General features: G+C 40.6%; 16 protein-coding genes. 10 read left to right on the top strand and 6 right to left on the bottom strand.

The window, feature by feature from the left end; all coding sequences use genetic code 11:
- Window positions 1-195: 195 nt before the first annotated feature.
- The 3 genes from FAX86_RS03810 to FAX86_RS03800 are packed head-to-tail and all read right to left on the bottom strand — an operon-like array spanning window position 196 to window position 2,960.
- The gene (locus tag FAX86_RS03810) at window positions 196-2,109 is read right to left on the bottom strand and encodes a M48 family metallopeptidase (RefSeq protein ID WP_144392001.1); all 1,914 of its coding nucleotides are present in this window, start codon (window positions 2,107-2,109) and stop codon (window positions 196-198) included.
- 20 nt (window positions 2,110-2,129) lie between these two features.
- Window positions 2,130-2,711, bottom strand: coding sequence for a LemA family protein (locus FAX86_RS03805; RefSeq protein ID WP_144392000.1), 582 nt, complete (start codon window positions 2,709-2,711; stop codon window positions 2,130-2,132).
- A 24-nt stretch (window positions 2,712-2,735) separates the two neighbouring features.
- Window positions 2,736-2,960 carry a hypothetical protein gene (locus FAX86_RS03800; RefSeq protein ID WP_144391999.1) on the bottom strand — a complete coding sequence of 75 codons (225 nt, stop codon included), beginning with the start codon at window positions 2,958-2,960 and terminating at the stop codon, window positions 2,736-2,738.
- Window positions 2,961-3,057: 97 nt separating this feature from the next.
- Between FAX86_RS03800 and glnE the strand changes: the two genes are divergently transcribed.
- From glnE to FAX86_RS03765, 7 genes are all read left to right on the top strand, one after another.
- Complete coding sequence (glnE, locus tag FAX86_RS03795) at window positions 3,058-5,946, top strand: bifunctional [glutamate--ammonia ligase]-adenylyl-L-tyrosine phosphorylase/[glutamate--ammonia-ligase] adenylyltransferase (RefSeq protein WP_164503445.1); 2,889 nt, start codon at window positions 3,058-3,060, stop codon at window positions 5,944-5,946.
- A gap of 47 nt (window positions 5,947-5,993) precedes the next feature.
- On the top strand, window positions 5,994-6,212 hold the full coding sequence (locus FAX86_RS03790) for a zinc-finger domain-containing protein (protein WP_144391997.1): 219 nt from the start codon (window positions 5,994-5,996) through the stop codon (window positions 6,210-6,212).
- Entirely contained in the window at window positions 6,209-7,777 is a 1,569-nt protein-coding gene (locus tag FAX86_RS03785; RefSeq protein WP_144391996.1) for an NAD-binding protein, read from the top strand. Before FAX86_RS03790 ends, FAX86_RS03785 begins: the two co-directional genes overlap by 4 nt.
- On the top strand, window positions 7,774-8,472 hold the full coding sequence (locus tag FAX86_RS03780) for a potassium channel family protein (RefSeq protein WP_164503444.1): 699 nt from the start codon (window positions 7,774-7,776) through the stop codon (window positions 8,470-8,472). The genes FAX86_RS03785 and FAX86_RS03780 overlap by 4 nt, the downstream gene beginning before the upstream one ends.
- 169 nt (window positions 8,473-8,641) lie before the next feature.
- Window positions 8,642-9,874, top strand: a complete 1,233-nt coding sequence (locus tag FAX86_RS03775) for an efflux RND transporter periplasmic adaptor subunit (RefSeq protein WP_144391994.1) — start codon at window positions 8,642-8,644, stop codon at window positions 9,872-9,874.
- A gap of 16 nt (window positions 9,875-9,890) precedes the next feature.
- Window positions 9,891-13,061 (top strand): efflux RND transporter permease subunit, encoded by a 3,171-nt coding sequence (locus tag FAX86_RS03770; protein ID WP_144391993.1) that lies wholly within the window; start codon window positions 9,891-9,893, stop codon window positions 13,059-13,061.
- A gap of 149 nt (window positions 13,062-13,210) precedes the next feature.
- A complete protein-coding gene (locus FAX86_RS03765; RefSeq protein WP_144391992.1) occupies window positions 13,211-14,056 on the top strand; it encodes an MOSC domain-containing protein in 846 nt (281 codons plus the stop codon).
- 135 nt (window positions 14,057-14,191) lie between these two features.
- Here the strand turns inward: FAX86_RS03765 and FAX86_RS03760 are convergent, their stop codons facing one another.
- Complete coding sequence (locus FAX86_RS03760; RefSeq protein WP_144391991.1) at window positions 14,192-14,647, bottom strand: GNAT family N-acetyltransferase; 456 nt, start codon at window positions 14,645-14,647, stop codon at window positions 14,192-14,194.
- Window positions 14,648-14,775: 128 nt separating this feature from the next.
- On the opposite strand from FAX86_RS03760, the gene tal reads away from it, so the two are divergent.
- The gene (tal, locus tag FAX86_RS03755; protein WP_144391990.1) at window positions 14,776-15,735 is read left to right on the top strand and encodes a transaldolase; all 960 of its coding nucleotides are present in this window, start codon (window positions 14,776-14,778) and stop codon (window positions 15,733-15,735) included.
- Here tal and FAX86_RS03750 read toward each other — a convergent pair.
- The gene (locus FAX86_RS03750) at window positions 15,732-16,439 is read right to left on the bottom strand and encodes a class I SAM-dependent methyltransferase (RefSeq protein WP_205859098.1); all 708 of its coding nucleotides are present in this window, start codon (window positions 16,437-16,439) and stop codon (window positions 15,732-15,734) included. The genes tal and FAX86_RS03750 overlap by 4 nt on opposite strands.
- Window positions 16,440-16,450: 11 nt before the next feature.
- Here FAX86_RS03750 and FAX86_RS03745 point away from each other — a divergent pair, with 11 nt between their 5' ends.
- Both FAX86_RS03745 and FAX86_RS03740 read left to right on the top strand, forming a co-directional pair.
- Complete coding sequence (locus FAX86_RS03745) at window positions 16,451-18,010, top strand: HDOD domain-containing protein (protein ID WP_144391989.1); 1,560 nt, start codon at window positions 16,451-16,453, stop codon at window positions 18,008-18,010.
- 279 nt (window positions 18,011-18,289) lie between these two features.
- Window positions 18,290-19,183 (top strand): TIGR01777 family oxidoreductase, encoded by an 894-nt coding sequence (locus tag FAX86_RS03740; RefSeq protein WP_144391988.1) that lies wholly within the window; start codon window positions 18,290-18,292, stop codon window positions 19,181-19,183.
- A gap of 66 nt (window positions 19,184-19,249) precedes the next feature.
- On the opposite strand, the gene nfuA is transcribed toward FAX86_RS03740, so the two are convergent.
- Window positions 19,250-19,828: a Fe-S biogenesis protein NfuA gene (nfuA, locus tag FAX86_RS03735; protein WP_164503530.1), complete on the bottom strand. Its 579-nt coding sequence runs from the start codon at window positions 19,826-19,828 to the stop codon at window positions 19,250-19,252.
- Between the last annotated feature and the right edge of the window lie 191 nt (window positions 19,829-20,019).

Genomic DNA, 20,019 nt, shown 5'->3' with positions numbered 1-20,019 from the left:
TGTAAAATATATCAATTGTTGCTTTGACGGAAATTGGTATTTAGCATTGTGATATTGGTCCTAAGTCTTTTTTGTTACCGTTTAAATATTTATCGAGAATATCTTCAGAGGATAATAAGCGTCGATAAATACAATATAGCTTTTAAAGCTTCTTCATCAGTAGATTTAGGTTTTTTTGACTAATGCTTTAAAATATTAGAAGATCTTTGGAACCGGTGTGTTCAAATAAGTGCACACGGCCCTAATTAATAAAAACTCGCTTTTATGAACCTGTCCGTCACTGGTAATGGAGTGGGCAATGGCTTCTACAACGGGTTGTTTAAGCAAAGGATTAAGTCTGGATAACTTCTTTAATGCTTTATGAAACTGATTAGCATTGAAATTACTTTTTGAATAGTTTGCATTTTTGATTCCAAAAGTGAGACATAAATTTTTAAGAGTCGCTTCTTTATCGTGATTGGAAGCTTGAGTCTGATTAATGAATTCCGATAGCACCAGAGTGATTTCCTCATACACATCTTGATATCGAGTAATTGACTTTTTGAAGGGTGTGTCCTTTTCTAATATTCGGATACATAGTGCGTAGATAACATATTCGCTGAGCGATACATTTTTATCGATGTCAACTAAGCGCTTACAATTACTAAGAAATAACTTTTTATCCGCATCCTCCTGGTTGGTCAATCGAGGTATGGCTAGCTCCAGTAACATATATTGATCGGAAGCTTCGATCTGTGCCATTTGAGGTAAAAGGTTTATTGATTGATTAAGAGTTTTTTCATCCATCCACTTAAAGGCCATTTCAATAATTTCTGATCTTGGCATTGTGTTATTGATAATGATAAGACAGTAGACAAGATGATGTGGAGCAAAATCGTTGTCTAGACCGCGAGCAATGAGTTTTAACTTTTTGGACAATAGAATTAATTGTGCATGAGCTTTATCGATAGATGCCGCATTAATATGGCCTACCTCATGACAAATCTCTTTTGAACTAAATGATTGCTCTACCATGGAGCTGGATACCGAGAGTGCATCATCGATGATTTTACGATGTTCCTCAGAATTTTCGCTCTCTAATTCAGGTTGAGGTTTTGACTCTATTGGTTTAAGTTTCGGTGGAGTAAAGCGAGGGTTGACTTGTTGAATTCGTTTATCAATAGGGGGATGAGTAGAAAGAATATTCTTGAAAAAAGCTATTTTATGTGAGGACTCAAAGCACAGGTGACTCAGTTCTTCTGCTGATTTGGATTCGAGTAACGAACCGTAACTATCAAATTGAATTTTGTATAAGGCATTGCTGATACCTACATTATCTCTTGTGTATTGAACGGCGGATGCATCAGCTAAAAACTCCCTTTGCCGAGAGATAGCTGCTTTAATTAATCGTCCAAAAAACAATCCAATATATCCAGCGAATACCAGCGCAAAACCAATGAGAGCCGCTCTACCATCGGTTCTCCTACTTGAGCGAGAACGAGCTCCAGTCCGAGTTAAAAACTCACCAGCTTGACCGATAACCAAGATACCCGCAAGTACACCAATAAGATAAATATTAAGTTTCATATCACCATTGAATATGTGACTAAACTCATGTGCAATAACTCCTTGCAGCTCTTGCCGGTCGAGTTTTTCAAGGCAGCCTTGTGTAACGACTAAGACAGCATTATGAGGTTCTGTTCCTGCAACAAAAGCGTTGATCGACTGCTCGTGTTTCATCACAAAAAGGCTTGGCATAATTATTCCAGAAGCAATGGACATCTCTTCCACAACGTTGATAAATTGTTTTTCCTGTGGATTTGAAGTGTCCAAACGAACATGTGTTGCATTTGCCATTCTAACGGCTTGAATACCACCACCCGATTTTAGCTGGTACCATCGAATCAAACTGGTTATTCCAATCGCGCCTATAATGACAGAAGTGATTGATATACTAATGGGGTGATGCCAATATTCATTGATTGGCATGCATTGAGCTTGAAAAAAGCAAACTGCAAAGAACAGCGAAAAATTAACAAGTGCTACGATCCCGATGACCGCAAAGATAAAGAAAGTCACCAGCTTTTTAGTTTGTTTTCGTGCTTTTTGCTGGTGTTCAAAAAAGTTCATATTCGGTTATTTATCCGAATTTAAAAGGAGACTTTGACTGCTTTCTTGACGTCAATTTCTTCTACTTCAAACAGCTGAGCCGCGGAGAAGTTAAAGCCACCTGAAATTATATTGTTGGGGAACTGTTCTCGATAAGTGTTATAAAACATCACAGAGTCGTTGTAAGCTTGACGGGCAAAAGCAACCTTATTTTCTGTTGTGGTCAACTCTTCCATTAATTGCGACATGGTTTGATTGGCCTTTAAGTCGGGATAATTTTCCATCAGTGCAAATAGCTTACCCATAGCACCTGTCAAGGCGGCTTCAGCCCCCATTAAAGATTGAATGGAAAGAGCATCGGCAGGATCGTCTGCCGCCTGTTTTGAAGCAGATACGGCTTGAGTTCTGGCAGAGATGACGGATTCTAATGTTTCCTTTTCGTGCGCCATGTATCCTTTGGCAGTTTCCACTAAGTTTGGAATTAAATCATGTCGTCTTGTTAACTGGACATCTATTTGAGCAAATGCGTTTTTAAAACGATTTTTCAAACTCACCAGTTTATTGTAAATCGCAATAATATAAACAAATAATAAAACGATTATTCCTAGAGCAACCCATTCCATAATGGTCTCCTGTTAATTTAAAGTTTACTGATTGAGCTTATCAATCTCTTTGCGCAAATTCTCACTGGGATCGGTGACTATTTTCTCCAGTGTTTTAACCCGTTCTTCCAACTCACTAATTCGCTTCAGCTCTTCATCGAGCCGTTTGTTAGTTTCATTGGTGCTGCTTTTTGAGTCAATATAGTGCTTAATAACTTGTGCCCCCATGACTATCAGGGTAATCATTGCTATCCATTTAAATAAGTCCATTATTGTATCTCCATGAGTTAAAAGATGAATTCTGGAGAACCTTATCGGTTCACGTTATAGTAATAATATCAATAAATTAACCACTCGGACGACGATAGTGTCAAACAGTGATCTGGCTAATATAGAGTTTAGTACGCAAGTCGGTAATTTTCTTACTCCTTTGGCTGAATCTGCTTGGGAGCCGATCGTAAAACTGCACGCTGACGCTATCGATAAATTACCGGGGCAGGTCAAGACGGCATTCATTAAAGCCTGTGCGCTGAGTCCCTTTGTTGCCGAGTGTTTGCTTCGTGAGTTTGATTACTTATCTCATTGGTGCTTGCAAAACTCGCTCGAATCCCAATTGGATTACAAGTCAATTGAAGAACTTATCAATGAAGACTTAGTCGGTTTAACTTCTGATATTCCGGTAAAACAAGTGCTGCGGCGTTGGCGTACTCGACTTTTTGGCTTAATTGCAATCCGGCGCTTAAATCGATTAACGACCATAGAGCAAGAATTGGCAGATATTTCTCATCTATCGGACAAACTGATCCTTGCCGCCTATCATTGGCTTTATCCACAATTTTGTCTGCAGTGGGGCTACCCAAAAAATGAAGCTGGTATTGATATGCCTTTGTTGATTGTTGCCATGGGCAAGTTTGGCGGTTATGAGCTGAACTTTTCATCTGATATCGATCTTATTTTTTATTATCCAGAAGATGGGCAATCACAAGGTGCTCAACGATCGTTAGAATTGCATACTTTCTACATTCGACTTGGTCAGCGGTTGATAAATCTACTAGGCGAGGTTACTCGTGATGGCTATGTTTTTCGAGTTGATATGCGACTAAGGCCTTATGGCGAAGATGGTCCATTAGCGATGAGTTTTGCTGCTGCAGAGGATTATTATCAAGAGCAGGGCAGAGAGTGGGAACGATTCGCCATGATCAAAGCGAGGGTTATAAATGCGGATAATCCTTTTGCTGACGAATTCTATCAATTGATAAAGCCTTTTGTTTATCGTCGTTATATCGACTTTGGTGTTTTAGAGTCTATTCGCAATTTAAAATCTAAAATTGAAACCGAAATTCGGCGTCGTGGATTGGCCGACAATATTAAGCTGGGCTCAGGCGGTATTCGTGAAGCGGAATTTATTGTTCAGTCATTGCAGCTCATCCGCGGTGGTAGAGTGAGAAATTTGCAAGAGCGTAGTTTTATTCAGGCACTTCAACAATTAGTTGACTTAGAAATGATAAACGAAGCTATTGCTGGTGAATTATTAAATGCTTATTTGTTTTTACGCGAAGTAGAGCACATATTACAGCAAATCAATGATCAACAAACGCAACAGTTACCTCAGTCAGAGGTTGATCAGGCTCGTTTAACTGCGGCAATGTCATTTAAAAGTTATGCTGAGCTACTTGAACAGCTTAAGGTTCATCAATCGATAGTCGCAAGAGAGTTTTCCGCTGTATTTCACGCTGATGAAGACGAGGCTGTAGAAATTAAACAGTTTTCATTGGATGTGATTGAGAAAGACGACTTTCAACATTGGTATAAAGAACACAAAACAGAACAACTCGAGTTGATGGTAAAAAAACTTAGAGAGTTTGTTAATGCTTCGTATTTTCAGCAATTATCATCGAAAGGAAAAAGTCGTGTTGAAGCCCTTCTGCCTAAATTTTTGTTTTCACTAGCAACAGAAGAGCTGCCCGCAGTAACCCTTGAGCGAGTTTTAGTATTACTTCGTTCGATTATACGACGAACAGCTTATTTGGTGTTGCTCGAAGAAAACCCACCCGTTCTCGACCATTTAATAAAACTATGCGGGCAAAGCCAGTGGGTTAGTGAACAATTGGCGGAACACCCGTTGCTGTTAGATGAATTGTTGTACCCGGCAAGTCTATATCAGCCATTAATGAAAGCCGATCTAAAGCTCGAATTACGACAGCAACTAATGAGAATTGAACCTGAAGATGAAGAGCAACAACAAGAACAGCTTCGTATCTTTAAGCAAACACACGAGTTGAGAGTTGCGGCAGCGGTACTGAACAAAACAATTGATGTTAAAAATGCTAGTCGATATTTAAGCCAAATAGCCAATGCAATTTTAGACAGCGTTTTAATTTTGGCGTGGAAAAAATTGTGTAAGCGATACGGTGTACCTTCGGTAGAAGGCGCTAGTTATGATAACTTGAAAGGTTTTTCTGTTATTGCTTATGGTAAGTTTGGGGGAGAGGAACTCGGTTTTGGATCGGACCTTGATTTGGTATTTTTGTACGATGCCGATCCCGAGGGTATGACTCAGTCGGATAAACCACAAACAAATAATCAATTCTTTACTCGACTGGCACAACGAATTATTCACTCTTTAAATATTCGAACCATGTCTGGTGTATTGTATGAAGTTGACATGCGTTTACGACCCTCGGGCAGTTCAGGGTTGCTGGTTAGCCTGATACAAGCTTTTCAAGACTATCAAATCAATGATGCCTGGACGTGGGAACATCAAGCTCTAACTCGGGCTCGAGCGGTGGTTGGCGATCGCAAGATTCGAGATTGGTTTGCAAGCTTTCGCTTATCGATAATTGAAAAAGAAAGAGATAAAATATCGATTCGCAAAGACGTTATTAAAATGCGTAAAAAGATGCGTCAGGCCTTAGATAAAAGTACAGTAGGAAACCTTGATTTTAAACAATGCTCTGGAGGCATGGTTGATATAGAATTTATCGTTCAGTATTTGTTATTGATTAATGGGTGTATGAATAAAGGTGAGCCGTGGTCGAGTCGGACGACTCGACAGTACGATCGACTCGCTGAGCTAAATATTATTGAGCCGACAATGGCAACTGAATTAATAATGGCCTATCGCTATTATCGTGAATTGAACAATTTGTTGGTTTTAAGTGGGAAACCTAAATTAGTTAAGGCTGAATCTATCGAGAATCAACGAGAGAGAGTGCGATATTATTGGTCGCAAGTGTTTGGGAATGATGAATCGTAGTTTGACCAGTCGAAATAAATATTGTTGATACTATTACTGGAGTAAATATGACCGATCAAGTACAGACAGTTAACAGTTCAAACGAAAATGAGAAAGCATCTAATCAGATTATTCAGATAAAGCCAAGTCAGTTACCTTTGTGTTGTCCATTACCTGATTCAGATTTGTGGAATATGCACCCCAGAGTTTATTTAGAAATTGAGAAAGTGGGTAAGATCAAGTGCCCTTATTGTGGCGCGATTTATCAGTTAGAGGACCAGGCTTGATTAAAAAACTGGTTTTAAAATGGAGTTTTTGGGCTTCTAATCATTCTGGATATAAAAGTCTAAAGGCTCTGTTTCAGGAAGTTATGATTTCACAGCAGTCGACCAAGCGGATTTGGTTCGATAGCTTAATGGTCTGCCTAGTTTTGATGAGTGTTACTGTATTAATTATTCAAGTGAGGTATACCCTTGGAGAGTGGACGCTCTGGTTTGAAGTATTTGTAGTTAGTATTTTTATCATTGAGTACTTAATTCGCTTTTGGATTTGTAGCGACGTGCATGAAATAGTCGTTGAGCAAATGGAGAATGCTCAGAAAGCGAATGTTCCAATAAATTGGCAAGAGATTTATCGTCTGATATTTCTTGAAAAATGGCGCTATATATCCAGTCCTCTTGCCATTATTGATTTACTTGCGATAGTCCCAGTTTATCGTCCTTTAAGATTTTTACGGGTGTTTTTACTATTTCGTTTATTTAAGCTGTTTCGATATTCGCGAACCATCTCTGAGTTTGCCAAGGTCTTGGAAGAAAAACGCTTCGAACTTCATACTCTTTTACTGTTTGTTGCAATAATTATCATGATTTCGGGCGCCGCTTTATATGTATTTGAAGGTGGTAAAGACAACTCCCAGATTACCAATTTATTCGATGCTTTTTATTGGTCCTTAGTCACTGTTTCAACGGTTGGTTATGGCGATATTACTCCAGTGACTGTCGAAGGTCGGGTCGTTACTATGGTTTTAATAGTTTCTGGCGTTGGAGTGGTGGCGTTTTTTACATCAACCGTTGTCGCTGCCTTTAACTCTAAGTTGTCTGAGATACAAGATAATCGCATTCTTTCTGAAATAGAGAAGCTGTCTAATTATTCACTCATTTGTGGATATGGTCGTATAGGAGCGATTGTTGCTGAAAAGCTATCAAAGTTGAAAAAAAATGTGGTCATCTTAGAGGAGAATTCCGAGAAAATTTCACGAGCGCGAAAAAACGGACTCTTGGCTTTACAGGGTGATGCCTCAAGTTCTGAAGTTTTGTCTCAACTAAGCATAACGGAAAAAGTAGAGCATGTTGTTTGTTTGACCAACGATGATGTCATTAATCTTTATATTACGTTATCACTACGGCAATTGAATCCGTCGGTATCAATTATTGCACGAGTAAATTTACCTGAAAATAAAGTAAAAATGAGCACTGCCGGTGCTACTAAAGTTATCAGTCCCAATGAAATAACGGCGATTGTGAGTCGGGAATTTGCCGGTCAGCCGGTAGCTTTTGATGCAATACGCGATATTATGAGCGGCTCTGAAGGAATAGGTATTGAAACGATTACTGTAAATCATGATTCTCGCTTAATTGGTCGGTCTTTAACCGATGTAGACTGCAGAGAATTTAAATTAGTTTTGGTTGGGATTGTTGTCGATACAAGCGTAGAAGGACAAGATATCTTTAATGTTGGCGAGTATAAATTTTTGTTTAATCCTGATGAATCTTACTCGCTGCAAGAGAATGATCGTTTAGTCGTTGTTGGTCATTATCAAAGCGCTGCCTATTTTATGGAGTATTGGATGTGACACTTTCAATTGCGATATTTGGATGTGGTGAAAGTGGCTTGGAGGTTGCTCGTGCGTTGAGCCGGGATGGGCACGAAGTGGTTTTGTTCGATCATTGTTTTGAGAGAGTAGAAAAAGCCACCGTTAAGGGATTCAATGCAAAATTAGCGAGTTACGAAAAAGATGAAGACTTGCGACTGGCGGGTGTCGGATCGACAGTCAATCTTTTGTTTGCATTGTTGAATCAAGATTCTGAAAATGTCTTTTTGTGTTTGTCGGCACGGGCAATTGATTCGTCGTTAAGAATTATGGCGATTTCTGAATATCCAGACGCTCAGGATCGTTTGCTAGCAGCAGGTGCCAATAAAGTGATTGATCCCTATTTATTGTCTGCTAACAAGGTTGTTCAAATGATGACCCAACCTTTGGTTTCTGAGATGCTTGAACATACTCTATTGGGTCAGCAAGACCTGGAGTTAGCCGAGCTCATTGTACCGAAAAACTCTCCTGTCATTGGTAAAAAGGTGTCCGAGTTGGGTTTAAGTAAAAAATTTAACTTAGTATTGATTGGATTATTAGACTGGGAAGTCAGTAATCAGCTTATATTTATCTCTGATGAGAATGAACATTATTTAGATGATGGAGATGTTCTCATTGTGGTCGGACATGATGAACAAATTAATGCTCTAAGGAATGCTCTTGTAGCGTATAAGTAGCTTAAGCAGAATAAAATATTGCGATATAGTGTTTACAATCAGAAACATTTCATCATACCCACTAACATTATTTATAGGATAATAGCGAGTAGCAAAATTCCTTTCCAAATGAAGTGAAGCAAAAATATTTTGAAAGTTGCTGCATAACTTATTTCCAGTTGGGGAACTTATGACTCAAAGCAAAGCGACATTTATAGGCATACTTGCCATTGTTACGGTAGCCTTCGGACTGATTGTGATGTTCAAAATGCGTCCTGAACCTCCTAAAAAGCCGGTGAATCCTGTAGCTCCATTAGTTGAGGCAATTTTACCAGCGTCTGAATCTCACCAGTTTATTGTTAAAAGCCACGGTGTTGTTCAGCCTCGAACTGAAACAACACTTGTGTCAGAGGTGGCTGGATTGGTTGAATCGGTTTCGGATAAATTTTTTGTTGGAGGGTATTTTCAGCAAGGAGAATTATTGCTCAAGATAGATCCTACAGATTATGTTGTGGCTGTTGAGCAAGCGAAAGCTCGATTAATTAGTGCGGAAGCGCAATTTGCTCAAGAAAAAGCTAGGGCGGAGCAAGCGCAGAAAGAATGGGACTTATCCGGACGAAGTCGAACCAAGGCTCCTGCTCTTGCCTTGCGGGAACCCTTTCTTTTAGAGGCAAAAGCGAATTTGCAATCGGCACAAGCCGATTTAAAAAAGGCGGAGCAAAAATTAGCACGAACGGTTATTCGAGCACCCTACAACGGAATGGTGAAAGAAAAACGAGCTGATGTTGGTCAGTTTGTATCAATGGGAACAGCTCTTGGCGTAACTTTTGCGACCGACTATGCTGAAGTTCGATTACCGCTGACCGATGAAGATTTAGCATTCATTAACGTACCAAACTTTAGAGAGCAAGCTGATAATGAAAAACCACGCGTTGAGTTGACTGCAAAATATGCGGGAGAGATGATAGCTTGGCAAGCCGTGCTGGATCGAATGGAAGGCGTTGTTGATCAAACCTCTCGTGTTCACTATGCGGTTGCCAGAATTAATGACCCTTATGGGATTCAGCCTGAGGCCATTCATTCAAATCCTCTGAAAGTGGGAGCTTTTGTCACCGCACATATTAAAGGTATTGAATTCAGGAATGTCATTAAAATACCACGCAATGCCTTTCGTGATCTTGATAAAGTGATCGTTGCCGATAAAGACAGGCAACTCCAAGTTAGAGAGCTCGAAATTATTCGCGCGGAAGCAGACTTTGTTTATATTAAAGATGGATTAGAGCAAGGGGATCAAGTTGTTATCACATCGATAGAGTCTCCGGTGCAAGGAATGAAGTTACGAGTTGAGGGCGATCCTGAGCCTGAGTTAGCGCCTGATGAAGCGCTAGCAAAGTCTGTTGATTCAATTAAGCCACGTCAATAAGGTGGGAGATAATAAAATGACTCAACCATCGACACAAAAAGAAACAGGGATCATCGCATGGTTTGTGCACAATTCTGTGGCTGCAAATCTATTAATGTTGTTTCTTATCTTAGGCGGCATTTTTTCGTATGGCATGATGACCAAACGAATGCAGCCCGATATTCAACCCAATGTTGTAAATATTAATATTCCTTACCTTGGAGCGGCACCGCAAGAAGTTGAAGATGGCGTCATTATTAAAGTTGAAGAGGCGATTCAGGATATCAATGGAATTAAGAGAATTAACTCTTTTGCCAGAGAAGGAATGGGGACCGTTTCGGTCACGCTTGAAAATGATACTGACATTGACGAAGCACTTAATGAAATAAAAATTCAGGTCGATTCAATATCGACTCTGCCAGGTGAAACAGAAAAACCATTAATTTCTAAAGCAGAGTTTTCGGCCGATGTACTTTGGTTAAGTGTCCATGGAAACATGGATCGAAGAACTCGACAAACCATCGCGCGAGAAGTACGCGATGAAATAATGTTGCTGCCCGATGTAAATAAAGCTGAAGTCATGGGCAATCGACCTTATGAAATATCAGTTGAAGTATCCGATGCTCAATTACGAAAATATGATTTAACGATGAGCGATATATCGCGAGCTATTCGTAATTATTCCATTGATTTACCGGGGGGAACGATAAAGACAGACGGCGGTGATATTCGATTACGAACTAAAGGGCAGGCATACACTGGCTTCGAATTTTCTCAAATTGTACTTCGAACAAATCCAGATGGAACCCGACTGATACTCAGTGATATTGCTCGAATAAACGATGGATTTATCGAGTCGAACGAATACGCCAGATTTAACGGTGAGCCAGCAACCGTTATTCGAGTTAAATCGTTAGGCGAACAAAATGATCTCGATATCGCAGAGGCTGTTCGAGACTATATGAAGCAAAAAAATGAGACACTGCCAGCAGGGGCAAAGATTGATATTTGGGGCGATGGTTCGGTTTATCTGCAAGAACGCCTCGACATGATGTTTTGGAACATGTTCATGGGGGTTATCTTAGTCTTTACGCTGCTCACTTTATTTTTGCGATTCAAGGTTGCGCTCTGGGTACTCGTTGGAATACCGATTTGTTTCTTCGGTGCGTTTTTGTTTATGGATAAAGTTGGACCTTTCGCAACCAATATTAATTTCTTGAGTCTGTTTGGATTAATTCTAGTGCTCGGAATTGTGGTTGATGATGCCATTATTATTGGTGAAAGTATTTATTCCGAAATAAAAGAGCATGGGCATTCTAAAGAAAATGTTATTCGCGGTGCTAAGCGTGTGGCGATGCCCGCTACTTTTGGTGTATTAACAACCATAGCTGCATTTATGCCAATGCTGACTTTGGATTTTGTATTCGCCCCGTTTTTTGAAGCAATAGCCGTGGTAGTAATATTGTGTCTGGCTTTTTCTTTGGTTGAGTCAAAGTGGATTCTTCCAGCCCATTTGGCTCATATGAAGTACACGCCTTACGATGAGGCCAAGTCGACAAAACTGCAAAAAGTTCAGCATGCGATTCGGCAAAGCATGGAGGACTTTGCAAAAAATAAATATCAGCCTTTTTTAGCAAAAGTCATAAAACATCGATTTTTAACAATGGTGATCTTTACCTGTGTACTGGTGTTTTCTGTTGGACTGATGTTTTCTGGATGGTTAAAGGTTGAAGCATTTCCTCGCGTTGCTGGCGATTTTGTCCAAGCACAATTTAGTTTGAATGAAGGAAGTCCTCCTTCACAACGTGATGCTTTAATTAATCGCATGGAAAAAGCCGTTAATGCAACGAACAAGAAGCTCAGCGACAATCAAAATGATGGGCAGCCCGTATTGCAGCATGTTTTATCCTACACTAATGGTGATGTTGGTGGCGGGATGTTTATTGAGTTGGTTCGATCTGATGCACGCGAAGTTACTGCGGTTGATTTTGAAAAGCTACTGCGTGAAGAGATCGGGACGGTTGCGGGAGTTAAAGAGTTACGCATCATGTCTCAAATGGGTGCGGGTGGTGACGCGAGTATTAGTTTCCGCTTAGTTGGCTCAAATTATGAGAACCTCGAAAAAGCGTCTTTGGATCTACAAGATAAGTTAGAAGAATATGACGGCGTATTTGATATTCGAACATCTTATAGTTCTGGAAATAAGGAAATTGAGCTTGAGTTATTACCCGGTGCAGAGACTTTAGGTATATCACTCAGTGATCTTGGGCGTCAGGTGAGACAGGCGTTTTATGGTGAAGAAGCGCAGCGTATTCAGCGTGGCAAAGATGAAGTAAAAGTGATGGTTCGATATCCTGAAAGCGAGCGTCGCTCAATTGCCGATTTAGAAAATATGCGAGTAAGAACGCCGACCGGAGATTGGGTGCCTTTTTCATCAATTGCAACCATTGAGTTGGTTGAAGGTTACTCAACTATTCAGCGAGAAGATCGTAAGCGAGCAATTTCTGTTATGGCTGATTTCGATCCGAATAAGATTCAATCGCGACAGGTTATTAGCGACATTAATGAAACTTTTATTCCTGAGTTGGTTTCTAAATATCCTGGCGTAAGTTCTGAGCCAAGTGGTCAAAGTAAAGAAGTTGGCGAAATGCTTAAAGAGTTAGGCATGTCGATGGCAATTGCGGGAGCTTTAATTTATGTGTTAATTGCCATACCACTAAAATCTTATTTACAACCATTGATGGTGATGTCGGTTATTCCATTTGGCTTGATTGGCGCTATCGTGGGGCATTTAATTTTTGGAAAGAGTTTCAGCATGATGTCAGGGTTTGGACTGATTGCATTATCGGGCGTTGTGGTTAACGACAGCTTGATCATGGTGGAATTTGTAAATCGTGCCAGAAAGGAAGGATTACGATTAGCTGATGCCGTATTGCAGGCAGGAGTGAAACGATTTCGAGCAATTTGCTTAACGTCGCTGACAACCTTTTTTGGCCTATTCCCCATTATGTTTGAAACCAGTTTGCAGGCTCAAATAATTATCCCGATGGCTATCTCTTTGGCTTTTGGTATATTGTTTGCAACCGTCATTACTTTATTATTAATTCCTGCGCTCTATATCTTTCTGGAAGATGTAAAAACGGGCGCCAGACGAATGCTATTTCCTTTTAAACCATCGAGGGATTTAGCATCTGATAAAGCGAGTTAACAATGTAAGAAGAAGCTTTTTCCTAAAGACCTACTATTTCGGTTATTGAACTAAAGAATAAAAGGTGCCTTTCTGTATTTTTGGATAGGCGCTTTTTTATTAATTATCTTTGAGTTACTCTGGCTTTTTTCTTTCGGGGGAGTTTTTTAATGAGCAATGAATGTCGCGTTGAAGCGATTTCAATTTATCCGGTCAAGTCACTAAAAGGCATTTCAGTTAGCGAGGCAGTACTGACTACCAAAGGATTTCAATACGACCGTCATTGGATGATTGTAAACCCCAAAGGTCACTTTTTAACACAAAGACAGTGTGCAAGAATGGCCTTGATCCATACCGAATTAAATTCTGAGACGCTGAGATTGAGTAATCCTGAAACGGAAACACCGCTTGATATTTCTTTATTAAATCACCAATACTCCGAGCCTTTAAATGGACGCATATGGAAAAATGACGTGAACATTGTTGATGCCGGAGATACTGCATCGCGTTGGTTGACCGATGTACTCAAAACTCCTTGGCCAGTACGCCTGGTGAAAATGGCCGATGGATTTGAACGCATTGTTGATCAAAGCGATAAATTAAGTAGTGGAAACACCGAGGTAACGACCGAGTTTGCTGACGGTTATCCTTATTTAATTGCTAATCAGGCGTCATTGGATGCTGTTAATCAAAAGCTTGATTCGCCAATTAAAATGAATCGCTTTCGTCCCAATATTGTTATTAGTGGGTTGAGTGCATTTGAAGAGCATAATGTTGAGGCTATTATGTCAGATGGAATTGAATTTTCACTAAGATATCCTTGCGAGCGCTGCGTAATTACAACCATCGATCAGTCAACAGCGATTGCTTCTGAAAGTCGCTCACCGTTAAAAGAGCTCATTGAAATTAATCCGATGCCAAATAAGTCTGCCGCTGCTTTTGGAGAAAATGCAGAGTTAATCGCTGGTATTGGGAAGAAGCTCAGAGTCGGTGATGTTTTTAAGATAAAGGAGTGATTGATACCAAAAAAAAAGGCGGTTGGGGTAACCGCCGTAAAACTCACTCGCTTCCAGAGTGATTTTCTAAATTAAATATACGCGGTTATTAATTAACTGGATCTTTCCGGCATCAGTTTTTGGCTATCAATGGATTTATATCGACTTTTTGAAACCTTCATGTGTCGCTTTAAATCCCAGGTTAGTATAGAACTTTAGTGCGTCAGGGCGTTGTTTGTCAGAAGTTAATTGTATGATTTTACAGCCCTTTGTTTTTGCTTCTTGGGTGGCGTAATCCAAAAGCATTTTACCCAGGCCTTTGCCGCGGTATTCTTTGTGAATTCGTACGCCTTCAACCTGGCAGCGCCAAGTGCCAATGTGTGTGAGATATGGAATAAACGTTATTTGTAGCATCCCGATGACACGATTTTCTACAGTTGCGACAATGAGTTGGTTGTTGGGATCCTGCCTTATTGCTTTAAAACTTTCGACGTATCTTTGATTGATGGGATGCGAGATATCTTCTCGTTGAGTGCCCAGTGGGTCATCTGCAAGAAGGTGAATAAGTGCTTCTAAATCGCCGCTTTCTGCGGTACGAAACAGGATCTCCATGATATTTCCTAAACTGTGGTGCTAATCGCACATTGAGCTATTGACCTTGTTGGCAGATAGCATTACTTTTTCGCGGTACATTATTGCTAATGCGATAACGCAAAAACAATTATTTAAATGGAAACTGTATGAGTCAATTGGAACAATTAAAATCGATGACCACCGTAGTTGCTGATACGGGCGATTTTTCTGCTATCTCTGCTTTTAAGCCTGAGGATACAACAACTAATCCTTCACTAATACTGAAAGCCGTGTCGAATGAACGCTTTCGACCTTTGCTACAAGAAGCCATTGAAATGGCTAATCAAGAATCGAATGAAAGTCTATCGCTGGTCGAATCGGCCTGTGATTATCTAAGCGTTTTAATTGGTAAAAAGCTGATTGAGCAAATACCTGGAAGAAATTCGACTGAGGTGAATGCTCGCCTTTCTTTTGATCGTGATGCAACAATCACTAAAGCAAAGCGCATTATTGAGTTGTATGAAAATTTGGGTGTATCCCGGGATAGAGTGTTAATTAAAATTGCTTCAACCTGGGAAGGAATACAGGCCGCTCGTCAGCTTGAAAAAGATAATATTCAGTGTAATTTAACACTCTTATTCAATTTTGCGCAGGCAAGAGCGTGTGCCGAAGCGGGCGTGTTTTTGATTTCTCCCTTTGTGGGAAGAATCCTTGATTGGTACAAAGCAAAAACGGGTCGCGATAATCTCTCAATAAAGGATGATCCCGGTGTTGCATCGGTAACGCGAATATATAACTACTACAAAGAGTTGAATTACAGCACCATCGTAATGGGCGCAAGTTTTCGTAGTAAAGAGCAAGTTTTGGCATTGGCAGGCTGCGATAAATTAACCATCGCACCAACATTACTTGATGAGCTTGCCAAGTCGAGAGAATCTTTTGAAATACGTTTGGTGGCAAAATTAGGTGATGAAATCCGGCCTGAGCCAATGACTGAACAAGAGTTTCGCTGGCAAATGGTCGAGGATGCAATGGCAACAGAAAAGCTGGCAGAGGGAATTCGTGCGTTTGCTGCGGATCAAAAACAGCTAGAGTCGCTAATGGCAGAAGAGCTGGCGAAGCATTAATTTCTGCTTAATAATACGACGTCTTTTTCTGGAAAGTCTGCTGTTAGCGACCAATGCTCAGCAATCCATTCAAAAGTCGATCGACTGAAAAATCGTATATGGGTTGGATCATTTTTGTAATGCCACTGCTTAAATGCATCCAGCTCAGTCACTCTTTTCGTCATTATGGCGATTAGTCCAGAGGATTTATCCAGCATTTGTAGCCAGTGTAGAATGGTGTCGTGCGTATTTACGATATGTTCGATAACTTCGGTACAAGTGATAAAGTCGTAGGTATGTTGAAAGACCGACTCATCCGGCGCATAAAAGATATCAAAAACACTCATTTGCCGCTCGTGATGACTAAGGAAGTGAGCAAGTGCTGGCGCTGGACCACAGCCATAATCAAGTCCACAACTGCCTTTTGGGGTTCGTTGCAAAATATGCTGATAGGTGCGAGACAGGAACTTTAGATACCCTGGATCATCGAGGGTATTTTCATGTTTATCGTACTCAGCCTTCTCGTCTGCTGCGCTGAGGAGGTATTCCTCGGGGACAAAGACTAAGTCACAGCAAGGGCAGTGTAAATAACAGCGAACCTTGTCTTCCCAGTAGTCGCAGATTCTGTCATTTAAACAGAGTGGGCAAGTGGTCATAGGATTACGCAAAACCTTTGATGATTGTCTATATTGTTGATAATAATAATTAAATTGAAAGTATCTCATAGATTATACCGATGGCTGAATCTTCTCACTCAATTTCATCACTTTTGCAACCCTATCTGGAGTCGCAATTGCCCATATTGAGTGATTTGGAGTCATTAAGCGCTGCTGTGAAAGACTCTAAAAGTGCGACTGGCGACATTTTTAAATTGGCTCGCTTCGACCCTGTTTTTTGCCTGTACGCACAAAAGCTGGCAGGCGAGCGTCAGGCTGGTAAAGCAGGAGAAATTGTCGGGCTCGAACACGCTTTGAGCATGATTGGCGTTGATGGCGTTGCTCAGCTCGTGCCTAAGTTACAAGTGATGCCCAACGATGGCGCTGAGCATTGCAGGCAGGTTTTAGCTGAAGCATTATTGGCTTCTGAAATAGCAGAGCAATTGGCGAAAGTTCGTGGTGGAAATGTTAAGGAAGCCGCCGCATCTGCTCTGTTTGCTCGTGCTTCTGAATGGATCACGTATTGGCAAACGCCCGAAAAATTTAAAGAGTTAACGCGAGCTATTTATTCCGACCCTTTTAATTTTGAAGTTCATAGTGAAAATTTGCTTGGATATCGCCAATCTGAGTTACAGCTTGCCCTGGCTGAGAACTTTTTTATGCCTTCAATCAGTGGGCGAGCGGCAAAATTTAATTTCCTTGCTGTTGTCCGTGAGTTGTTAAGGGCTATAAAGCTTTTTCGATCAGATGATTTATTGCTTGAAGAATGCAGTAGAGAACTAAGGTTTCATCTAGGTGGAACTGAGTTATTGCCTGTGATTGCGAATCGGTTATCGCAAATATTATGCATGCCTTGGCTGCAGAATAGCTGGGGACGTTGGATTGACATTGCAGCCATCCATTGCCACAAAAAAATAAATGAAGTCGAACAGATTGTTATTCAAAGTTGCCGCAAGCTTCACCGGTTCGGAATCGAGTTTCCAATTGCGCGACCTGGATGTGCTTTGGTCAAAATACCTGGAGCTCCGCCCCATAAAAGCCAAAAAACGCAAGACGCATCTGGTGAGAAAGAAAAGAAAGAAACTTTTAAGCCGACACCTCTACGCCGAAGAAAAGAAGCAAAATATACTGGACATCATATCGCGCACATTCGTGGCTTATACAGAAAGTTAATCGATTCACCCAAGATTTTTGAAACTCCACGCAAAGTCGTCGAGGATACGCTCCAGTTACTTATTGATAAGTCACCATTAGAAAGAGTGTCTTTTATGGTCATTGGTAAAGATGGGGATACCATAAAATCTCTTCTATCCTTAGTAAAAGATAATTCTGAACCGGCACCTGTTATAAAAACACAATTATCAAAAACTAAAGTTTGGCAAAAGTTTACCGCTAAGCCGGTCTTCTTAACCTTTTCACGCTTAAAGCACGATAAATTTTGGTCTCAGCTACCAGAGGCTATTGTTAATGATGAGCGAGTGGATGTCTTTTTACTGAATTCGATTTTATATAACGGGCGAGTTAGAGCTTTTTTATACGCTGATATGGCTTTAACTCAGCGTAAATTACCTGAAGAACTCGTTAACGATTTTAAGCGTATTGCGAGTGGGCTGGGTAGTGCGTTACGCTCTTTGTCTTGATGACTTCAACAACTGGTGAACATTGAGAGAGTTTCGATCGTTTATTCGAGCGTACATTAATAATCCAACGAAGCGTTGGCAGCAGCTAATTGTCGGAGTGGGCACATTTTTTTTCGGTGTTTTTCTACTTTACTTATCAGCAACCCTCACTTGGCAGTGGCTTTTTTATGTTGGAGCGGGATTAATGATCGCAGGAGTGTTAATAACCTTACCTGCTTATCTAAGTTTGTTGTTTTGGCGCCTAACGAATATCAAAACAAATAAGGGGCAATCAAAGAAATGAAGATATTTATTACAGGCATCAGTGGATTAATCGGTCGGCATTTGGCTCAAACTTTTAAGACATTGGGTCATAGTGTATCTGGATTGACGCGCGACATTGACAGTGCTGCTAAAACATTACCTCCAACGGTATCTCTGGTTAGCTCGTTGCAAGATGCTTCAGACTTTATGCCTGACGTTGTAATTAATTTAGCGGGAGAACCTATTGCCGATAAACGCTGGTCAAAAAAGCGTAAACAAGCTATTCGAGAGTCTCGAATTAATTTAACGCGTGATTTAGTGCAATGGATGAGTGAGCTTGAACAGTCGCCCGATGTCTTTATTTCTGGCTCTGCAATCGGATACTACGGTCGGCAAGGTGATAATGAAGTTGACGAAAGCTCTGCGCCTCATGATGAATTTACTCATCAGCTGTGTCGCGAGTGGGAAGCTGAAGCAATGAAGGCAGAATCTTTTACTCGAGTATGCATTATTCGCACTGGACTGGTGGTTACAGGAGAGGGTGGTTTTCTAGACAAAATGAAGTTACCTTTTTCTCTAGGTCTTGGAGGGCGACTAGGAAATGGAAAACAGTTTATGAGCTGGATCCATTTGCATGACATGATATCGGGTATCGAGTTTTTAATTGAAAAAAGTGAGTTGTCAGGTGTTTTTAATTTTACGGCGCCTAATCCTGTAACCAATCAAACATTTACAAAAACCTTAGGGCGAGTGATTGGTAGGCCTACTGTGTTCCCTGTACCGGGATTTGTTTTGCGCATAATGCTCGGAGAAATGAGTGATTTGTTGCTGACCGGTCAGCGAGTAAAGCCGAAGCGATTGAGTGCGTCGGGTTATGAGTTTCAATACCATGAATTGGAAGATGCATTGAAAGAAGCGTTCAAGCGTTAACATTGGGTGTCAACCAATGCACCCAGATAAAGTGCATTGGTGTTAGAGTCTCTGGAAGAAAGTGTATTAATAGTAGGGGTTTTCACCTTCAGAGTGTTCTGTAATATCGCGAACACCTTTTAATTCAGGGATTTTTTCAATTAGTGATTTTTCGATGCCTTCTTTGAGAGTGACGTCGACCATGCCGCAACCCTGACATCCACCTCCGAATTGCAGAATCGCGTAACCTTCTTTGGTGAATTCAACCAAGTTAACTTTGCCGCCGTGGTTCGCTAACTGTGGATTAATCTCAGATTCAATAATGTAAATTAATCGATCTTCGACAGGAGCATCATCAGCCACTTTCCGGACTTTAGCATTAGGGGCTTTGAGTGTTAATTGACCGCCCATTTTGTCGGTTTGGTAATCGATTAAAGCGTCTTCGAGATAAGGCTCTGACTCTTTATCGATAAATGCAGAAAACCCTTCATAAGAGAATTCGACATCTGTTTCTTCGACAGCGTCTTTGGGGCAATATGAAACACCGCATTCTGCGTGTGGAGTTCCTGGATTAACCACAAATACTCTAATGTTAACGTTCGGATCGTCTTGCTGACTGAGCAGTTTGCGAAAATGTTCTTGAGCTGACGGTGTAATATCTATCATGTTCATTCAGTTTTCCTAAGAGCTTGGGCAAGATTTTAACAGATTGTGCGTACTTCTCTAAATGATTGCGCTTAATTTTCTTGAATATGTGTCTAATCCTTTAATAGTCTTAGTTGTTGTAAGGTTTCTATAATGCGAAAAGCATAATAATTTGCTATAAGGGTCTATCGTTTTTATCTGAGTTTAACTAC

The organism is Pleionea sediminis, from assembly GCF_007570825.1.
GTDB classification, from domain to species: Bacteria; Pseudomonadota; Gammaproteobacteria; order Enterobacterales; family Kangiellaceae; genus Pleionea; species Pleionea sediminis.
Note: the sequence above shows the minus strand (reverse complement) of the source record. Positions and strands in the feature narration are given on the sequence as shown.